This window comes from Virgibacillus senegalensis (assembly GCF_000821245.2).
GTDB lineage: Bacteria > Bacillota > Bacilli > Bacillales > Amphibacillaceae > Sediminibacillus > Sediminibacillus senegalensis.
On the sequence record NZ_LN611424.1, the window covers coordinates 386,544 to 386,792 of the forward strand.

The window sequence follows — 249 nt, forward strand, 5'->3', positions numbered from 1 at the left end:
TTTTTCTTCATGGATTCATCGAGAGAATAAATCATTTTACGGACGTTCTTGGAACGGCTACGCAATACTTCTTGAGGGGATGTTTGATTGTATCGAGCCTTTGTGTGTGTCGCATCAAGGATGAGAGACTTCGATTGGATCACGCCTTTCTCAAGCGCGACCTCTACGGTTTTTCCAATCAGGAAATCTAAAAGGTTTGGATCTTTCAGACGTTTACGACGGAAGTAAGCTAATAAGCTGGGATCAATG

Annotated in this window: 1 pseudogene; it reads right to left on the bottom strand. The window is 42.6% G+C overall.

From position 1 onward, the window contains the following. Positions 1–249 (bottom strand): annotated as a pseudogene (locus tag BN1067_RS20695) (IS5/IS1182 family transposase); the annotation flags it as partial.